General features: G+C 62.7%; 8 protein-coding genes. 4 read left to right on the forward strand and 4 right to left on the reverse strand.

The features are described from left to right. The first annotated feature begins 293 nt into the window (after window positions 1–293). Window positions 294–1,181 (forward strand): tRNA glutamyl-Q(34) synthetase GluQRS, encoded by an 888-nt coding sequence (gene gluQRS / locus KSW38_RS18175; protein ID WP_216926338.1) that lies wholly within the window; start codon window positions 294–296, stop codon window positions 1,179–1,181. A 24-nt stretch (window positions 1,182–1,205) separates the two neighbouring features. Then, window positions 1,206–2,327, forward strand: a complete 1,122-nt coding sequence (locus tag KSW38_RS18180; RefSeq protein WP_216926339.1) for a serine hydrolase domain-containing protein — start codon at window positions 1,206–1,208, stop codon at window positions 2,325–2,327. Between the two features lie 54 nt (window positions 2,328–2,381). On the opposite strand, the gene KSW38_RS18185 is transcribed toward KSW38_RS18180, so the two are convergent. Then, a complete protein-coding gene (locus KSW38_RS18185; protein WP_216926340.1) occupies window positions 2,382–3,005 on the reverse strand; it encodes a TetR/AcrR family transcriptional regulator in 624 nt (207 codons plus the stop codon). 118 nt (window positions 3,006–3,123) lie between these two features. Between KSW38_RS18185 and KSW38_RS18190 the strand changes: the two genes are divergently transcribed. Together KSW38_RS18190 and KSW38_RS18195 are read left to right on the forward strand one after the other, a co-directional pair. Beyond that, a complete protein-coding gene (locus tag KSW38_RS18190) occupies window positions 3,124–3,912 on the forward strand; it encodes an SDR family NAD(P)-dependent oxidoreductase (RefSeq protein ID WP_216926341.1) in 789 nt (262 codons plus the stop codon). A 137-nt stretch (window positions 3,913–4,049) separates the two neighbouring features. Further along, entirely contained in the window at window positions 4,050–4,586 is a 537-nt protein-coding gene (locus tag KSW38_RS18195) for a phosphohydrolase (protein ID WP_216926342.1), read from the forward strand. 8 nt (window positions 4,587–4,594) lie between these two features. Here KSW38_RS18195 and KSW38_RS18200 read toward each other — a convergent pair whose 3' ends face one another. The 3 genes from KSW38_RS18200 to KSW38_RS18210 form a co-directional block, all read right to left on the reverse strand. Next, window positions 4,595–5,800: a type II toxin-antitoxin system HipA family toxin gene (locus KSW38_RS18200; RefSeq protein ID WP_216926343.1), complete on the reverse strand. Its 1,206-nt coding sequence runs from the start codon at window positions 5,798–5,800 to the stop codon at window positions 4,595–4,597. Further along, a complete protein-coding gene (locus tag KSW38_RS18205; protein WP_254186659.1) occupies window positions 5,797–6,051 on the reverse strand; it encodes a helix-turn-helix transcriptional regulator in 255 nt (84 codons plus the stop codon). The genes KSW38_RS18200 and KSW38_RS18205 overlap by 4 nt, the downstream gene beginning before the upstream one ends. A 126-nt stretch (window positions 6,052–6,177) precedes the next feature. After that, the gene (locus tag KSW38_RS18210; protein ID WP_216926344.1) at window positions 6,178–7,422 is read right to left on the reverse strand and encodes a low temperature requirement protein A; all 1,245 of its coding nucleotides are present in this window, start codon (window positions 7,420–7,422) and stop codon (window positions 6,178–6,180) included. Window positions 7,423–7,615 lie beyond the last annotated feature (193 nt).

Genomic DNA, 7,615 nt, shown 5'->3' on the forward strand with positions numbered 1-7,615 from the left:
GACTACTCAATGCCATGTCTATTGCACCTACTGTATGCGTACTGCTGAAATGGTGACAACGAAGCAGGGCGAGGCTACCGCCGGATCCCGCAGGCAGCAGGCACCTGGAACACCACCCGGACCCCTGTACAGGTTTCCCGCAAGGAAGCAGCCGCTGATTGACTCTTGTTCACAGCATTGTCATTCTGCACCCGCCTGTCCTAAGGGGCAGCACAGCAAGAGCCCCTGAGCCACCGGATCGTTGCGGTAGCTGAGGGGCTCTTGTGTTGTGCGCGGACGCATAGGCTTGGATCATGACGTCTGCAGGCCGCTTCGCCCCGAGTCCTTCCGGGGAACTGCATGTAGGCAATCTCCGGACGGCGATCCTCGCCTGGCTCTTCGCTAAATCCACTGGCCGCGACTTCCTGCTCCGCGTTGAGGACCTGGACCGGGCCCGGTCCGGCGCGGAGGCTGAGCAGCTCCGCGACCTGGAGGCCGTCGGCGTCAGTTGGGACGCCGCCGTCGTGCGTCAGACTGAACGAGGGCCGCTGTACGAGGACGCAATTGCGCGCCTGGCTGCCGAGGGCCGCACCTACGAATGCTTCTGCACGCGCCGGGAAATCCAGGAAGCGCCGTCTGCGCCGCACTCTCCACAAGGCGCGTATCCGGGTACGTGCCGCACGCTGTCCGAGGCCGAGCGCGAGATCCGCCGGGCGTCGCGTCCGGCCTCGATCCGCCTCCGATCGGAGGTCGCTGAGTGGGCTGTTGAGGACCAGTTGCACGGCAACTATGTCGGTGTGGTGGACGACTTTGTGCTGCGCCGCAACGATGGCGTCACGGCCTACAACCTGGCAGTCGTAGTGGACGATGCCGCCCAGGGAATCGACCAGGTGGTCAGGGGCGATGACCTCCTTCCGTCCACTCCGCGGCAGGCGTACTTGGCCACCCTGTTGGGCTTGCCAGTGCCGGAATATGCCCACGTTCCACTGGTTGTAAACCACGACGGCGTGAGGCTGGCGAAGCGCGACGGTGCAGTAACCCTGGGCGACCTCGCCGCCCTCGGAGTAACAGCGGTGAGCGTGCGCGACCTCCTCCTTGAGTCGTTGGGACTACCGGCTGGTTCCTTGCAGGATGCCGTGCCGGAATTCGACCCCCGAAGGCTTCCAAGGGAGCGCTGGGTGTGGAAAACGCCCAGGGGCTGAGTGCAGGCAAAGTAGGCTGTCTGGATGCATTCACAGGTGATCGCCCCAGGTTTCGAATCCGTAGCCGAACTGTTCGGCCGTTTCCTTGAACAGGACCCGGACTATTCTGCGCAGGTGGCGGCGTACCATCGGGGTGTCAAGGTGCTGGATATCAGCGGTGGGCCCCACATTCGTCCCGATTCGGTGACAGGTGTTTTCTCGTGCTCCAAAGGCATGGCAGGCCTTGTGATGGCTCTGCTCGTTCAAGACGGCGAACTGGATCTCGACGCGGAAGTGGGCAAATATTGGCCGGAGTTCGGGGTTGAGGGGAAGGCCTCCATCACTGTTTCCCAACTCCTTTCGCACCAGGCCGGACTGTTGGGCGTCGAGGGAGGCGTGAGCCTTGAGGAAGTCAACAATTCGGAGCTCGCGGCGGCGAAGCTCGCCAAACTTCCGCCCCTGTGGAAGCCCGGGGCGGCATTCGGTTACCACGCACTGACAATCGGAGTTTTCATGGAGGAGCTGTGCCGTCGAATCACGGGTTCCACGCTCCAGGAGGTCTTCGAACAGCGGATCCGATCCGTGACGGGTGCCCACTTCTACCTTGGCCTACCGGATGCTGAGGAAGAACGCTTCGCGCCTTTCCGCTGGGCGGCCGACCCCGCCTTGCCTTGGGTAGACCCTGCCAGCCACTTCGGTTTGGCGGCCAATGCTGCAGAGGGCGACATCCTGGATCTTCCGAACATCCGCGAAGTCCGCGCCGCGGGTATGAGTTCGGTAGCGGGCGTTTCCAGCGCTGAGGGGATGGCCAGGATCTACGCTGCAGCGGTGACGGGGTTGGCGGCAGGCGGTCAGGCCGCCGTCGCACCCTTCCTGACGGAGGAGACCATCCGCAGGGTTTCCGCTGAGCAGGTGTTTGGGATCGATCGCGTCTTCGGCGAGACCGGTTGCTTTGCCACTGTTTTCATGAAGTCGCACAGCCGTATGCCGTTCGGCAGCTGCCGGGCGTTCGGGCACGACGGCGCCAGCGCGTCTTTGGGGTTCGCGGACCCGGTGTATGAACTTGGCTTTGGATACGTCCCACAACAGGCCGAGCCGGGAGGGATTGGATGCCGCAATCTCCTGCTCAGTTCAGCCGTCCGGGAGGCAATTGCAGGGCTTTCGTAGTCCCGCCAGTACCCTTTTGGCCGGGGGCTTAGGCTAGCCAGGCGCTCAGGCTGATTAGGAGCCCGCTGTCTGTGAGAGTTGCGCGGCTGGAACCCCCGCTGCCATGCCGGCCCACAGGGTGTCAGTGGTCGCAGCGACAACGTCCTCAACACTGTTGCCGTCCAGCTGCTTGCCTGCCGCCAGGAGCGCGGCGCCATGCAAGCTTACGAAGCACACCATGGCCAGGGTTTCCGTGTCGCCCGGGGCCAAGGCTCCACCATCCTGTGCCTCCGAGATAAGGGCGCGGGCCACGTGGATCCCTTGCTCGCCGATGTTCCGCAACTCAGTGCTGGACCCGGGGTGATGCTTGGTGGAGTACATGACGGTCAAGAGCGCCGGGTGGGAGACCGCGAAGTCCACATAGGCGTTGGCCATCCTTGCAAAGCGCTGACGAAGGTCATCTCCACTGCCGGCCTCAACTATGCGCTGGTTCATCATCTCAAAGCCAGCCAATGCCAAGGCATCGATGAGGGATTGCTTGTCGCGGAAGTGTTTGGCCGGCGCCCCATGGCTGACATTGAGGTCCCGGGCCAACTGCCTCAGGGAGAGTCCGTCGACACCCGCTTGCTCAATGGTTTCCATGGCGCGCTCCAGCAGAGCCTCTCGCAGCTTGCCGTGGTGGTAGGGCTGGTCCGTCATATCGATAGTCTAGCGGAGAAGTAGTCATTGACAACAATGTAGTCAGTGCCTACGATGTTGGCATTGACTACATTGAGCGGGCTTCATCCGGAGCTGGCCCTTACAGATTGGAATTGCCATGACCATGACCTATTCGGGTACGACTGCATTGATCACCGGCGCCAGCTCCGGGCTTGGCGCCGAATTCGCAAGCCGTTTGGCCGCTCGAGGTTCCAACCTGGTCCTCGTAGCCCGCCGCGCCGACCGTCTTGAAGAACTGGCCGGGAAACTGCGTGCCGAGCACGGCGTAGCCGTCACCGTGCTTCCCATGGACCTGGGCCGTGCTGGTGTTGGCAAGGAACTCGTGGAGGAAATGGCCAAGCGCGGAATCACCGTGGACACCCTAATCAACAATGCAGGCTTTGGAACCCGAGCAGCGTTGGTGGAGGAAGACCCTGAAGTCATCGCCTCCGAGATCGCACTCAATGTGGCTGCATTGGTGGATATCACCCGGGCATTCATGCCGGGCATGCTCTCCTCGGGCAAGGGCGCCCTGGTGAATGTCGCCAGCACCGCAGCGTTCCAGCCCATCCCAGGCATGGCCGTTTACGGGGCCACCAAGGCGTTCGTCCTCAGCTTTACCGAGGCCGTCGCCCACGAGGCCAAGAGCTCGGGACTTCGTGTGCTTGCCCTCTGCCCGGGCGCCACCCGCACCGAGTTCTTCGACGTGCTCGGCAGCGAATCCGCGGCAGTCGGACGGATGCAGACCTCAGCGCAGGTTGTGGAAACAGCCCTCAAAGCGCTGGACCGCCCCGGAACTCCGGCAAGCGTTGTGTCCGGGTGGGCCAACCGGATCGCAGCAGGTCTCGCCCAGCGCTTGCCCAGGGCGCTCGTAGTGGGCATCGCCGCCCGCGCTGTGCAGGAGTAATGCCAGTGCAGGAAAAGTGCGCGGCAGCGGGGCAGGAGTAGTGCCTGTACTTGGGTAGGCGCCGTGCGGGAATTTTACGGATAGCCTGAAGAAAGGTCCGATCCCTGTTCGGTGCCTACATCAATCCGGAGGCCAGCATGACCGAACCACGCTTCACCGTTGAGACGGCGAAGATTCTCGCCGAGGTGGCCCACAACCGCCAAAAGGACAAGCTCAAGCGCCCTTATCGGGAGCATGTCCTGGCGGTCGGTGACGCGCTCGCCGACTTCGACGAGGACATCCAGATTGCTGGCTACCTTCACGACATCGCCGAAGATACTCCCATCACGCGGCAAGCCCTGTTGGACATGGGGGTCTCCGAGCGCGCCCTCGCCATCATCGATGGTGTCACGCGCCGCTTCCACGATGACCCTGACGATTATGAAGCAGGGATCCGGTTTGTGGCCGAGGACCACGACGCCACCTTGGTCAAAATTGCCGATAATGCCCACAATTCCCTTCCGGAGCGAGTCCAAGCGCTGGCAGAGAAATGGCCCGACAAGCCGCCCACGACCCGCTATGCCGACGCCCGTCCGGTGCTCTACACGGCCGTGCCGCGGGAAGAAGTGGAGCTGATCCTGCAAAGGGTCAACCCGTACCTGCTCCCGGAGCTTGACGAAATCGTTCCTGACTAACCGCGGAGTCAGCCCTCCATGAGGCGCCGACGATGCTTGAGCTCCTTGGTCCATTCCTTGGTTTGCCTCGCCGCGAAGGGAGAGGCGCCGCCGTCGAGGTCGCTGATCAAGGAGCCAGTTGCTTTGAGGGCGATGTCCACGGAATGCTGTGCCGCCCGATCAGTCAGCCCAAGCTTCGAGGCCCAGGCGAGGAAGTGCCTGCGGGAGATGCCGGTCTTCTTCCCACCGACGGCCAGCGCCAGCGTCTTGTCGCCGTAAACCACTGTGGAGGGAATGTCGTAGACCGGGGCGATGGTGAATTCGCGCGCGCCAAGAACTCCAGGCGCTTCCACCATGGAAACGTTCTTGGCGTGCAGATCCCCGTTCCCTGTCAGCCAGGCAAACGCGAGTTGGATGACCAGATTCCGGAGTGCCGGAAGGCGTGCAGGACAATGGCCGGCCAGAGCCGCACAGACTTCGCTGAACGGAACGCTGTACTTGTCCGCGGGGTACAGGCCCAGGATCTGGGCACCGTCCTCCACTGCCAGTCGCAGAGGCGAGCCGTCGGCAGCGGTGATCCGATCAAAACGCTCCACGAGAAGGCCCGCCCTACCCGAGACGTCGTGCACCAACTGCACGTTGCTTACAGGAATCCGCAGCCGACGCGCATAACGGAACATCAGGAACTCGTTTTCCACCACGGAGGGGAACTCCGGGGCGTTGAGCTTAAGGATGTATCGCTTGCCCGCCTGCGCCACGGGGAGTGAAATCATCCCGGCAGACAACTTGTCCTGCACACCCGCCAGCGCTACGGGATCGATCAATCCGGAATCGCCCAGCAACGCATCGAAGTCCAGCGGCAGTTTTGAATCAAGCACGACGGCGGCGCCCCCTTCCGCCAGCGCCTCGCTGTGGGGGACCGTCTGGACATCGCCCACTGCGTCGCCGCCCGCTGCCATGAGGAGGGCGAGTTCGTCGTCGGCGCTCGCCTTGACGCTGCGTCGCAGCGAGTTGAGCCGCCGCCCCTCAGGCAGCAGTCCGGTGAAGTAGGGCGGTACTGCGCCGCTGGGTGTAAAAACAGGCGCGGCACTCACAGGGAGCGTCGTTGCCACGGCGGGTAGGCCGGCGTCGAGGTACTTCGGAAGGTAGCTGAACTTGGTGCCGCCCTCATGCCGTTCGAGGCGCGCCGCAAGGATGCCTTGTTTGTAGACGTCGGCGATGCGGTGGAAGGTCATTGTGCTGTCTCAGAGGCTGCCTCAGAAGCGGTAGGCCTGCCGGCTTGGCGGAGCGAAAGCTCCAGGCCGAGGGTGTCCAGCACCGCCAAAAGGGGCTCAAGCTGGACTGTGCTCTTGCCAGTTTCCACGAACCGGACGAACCGTTCGGAGACGCCCGCGAGATCGGCGAGGTCCTGTTGGCTCAGGCTCAACGAGGCACGGCGGGCGCGTACTTCAGAGCCCAGAGTTGCCATGAGGCTGTTGGCTGGCATGAGGCCCTCCCACTTCGCGAATCGGTACGAACGTGCCGATTCACTTAGTGTGCGCCCATAAGGAGTGAGAAAACAAGGCGTTCCAACGAAAAACCGGCACGAACGTACCGGCTCTCTTAGTGCCCATTAGCCCGCCGCGGCCTCCAGCCGACGCAGCGCCGCTGCCCGTCCCTTGTGGCCAGAGCGTTCGTCCAGGGCGATGGAGACGCCCAGGGCCAGGACCATGACCAGCATGCACAGTGGTACGGAAACGCCCGCTGCGGCCAACGCCACGCTTCCCGCGAGGACGGCCGCCACCATTCCGGTGCTCCACAGGACGTGCTTGTCCGGCCCCAGCATTGCCGTATAGAGCAGTGTCAGTGAGACCTTGAATATTGCCACCGGCACCGCGATCCAGGCGATCGTTGCCGCCGCGCTGATGTGAGCTTCATGGTCTATGAAGTAAGCCGCCACGTGGAGTCCGGCCCCCGTGGCAGCGATGGCGGCGAAGATGATCATGTGGCCGTAGCCGAACAGGTAGGAACGATGCCGCTGCAGGTGCAGCGACTTCCCTGACGGGAGGATGAAGTAGATCCACCACATGCCGAATGCCAAACCGGTTCCTCCAAGGCCCACCACTGCAGCTTCGAGGGACCAGCCGTGAAGCGCCACGATTGCTCGGAGAGTTTCGATGGCTCCGATGAGGCATTCGCCCAAGGCAATGATCGCCAGCAGCCCGTATCGTTCGGCAATGTGGTGTGCGTGCCACGGTGTTGACGCTTTCCGCTCCGCAAGCCTGGGCACGGACATCTCCAGGACGAACAGCGGCGCAGCAAGCAGGAACGTAGTGAGGACATCGGTATCGACCACCAACGCCAAAATCCAGCCTACCTGAACCACCGCCAGGTACCTGGCGTAGCGCAGGCAAATTTCCTTGCGCCCGGGATCCTGGCGGGCGGCCCGCAGCCACTGGAACACCAGCGCCAGCCTCATCACGATGTAACCGATCAGGATCGCAACATTGTTGACGTGATCGCCCTCCAGCAGGGAATGGAACATCGGTTCGATGCCCATCGCCAGAATGAGGACGCCCAGCATCTGCACCATGGTGACTACCCTGAACACCCAGTCGTCGGTGTCGTAGGCGCTTGCGAACCAAGTGAAGTTCACCCAAGCCCAGATAACGGCAAACATGGCGTAGCAGAAACCAAGAAGACCCGCTCCAAAGTGCGCTTCAGCTACATTGTGGGCCAGCTGATTGGCAGCAACGCTGAACGCTATGACGAACGTGAGGTCGAAGAACAGCTCCAACGGGGTAGCGGTGCGGTGCTTCTCGTAGGGATCGCGGCCGCCCATGCGGGACAAGGCATGGCGAAGTGGATTCGTGGACATGGGTCAAAGATTACCGGTGCCACACCCTCACACCGAGTTCGCGGGAAAACGCCCACATCGCCCGGAACATCCCTGTGTGTCAGGCTGCTGTGTGACAGTTTGTGTGTCGCTCGTGGCCTGACGTGCGGGGCGGGGAAAGGTCCGTTATGGATTTTGTTGTCCCGTTGCGTGCTTCGAAGCGGAGTCACTTCAC

It is taken from the genome of Paenarthrobacter aromaticivorans (assembly GCF_019038615.1).
Classification (GTDB): Bacteria; Actinomycetota; Actinomycetes; order Actinomycetales; family Micrococcaceae; genus Arthrobacter; species Arthrobacter aromaticivorans.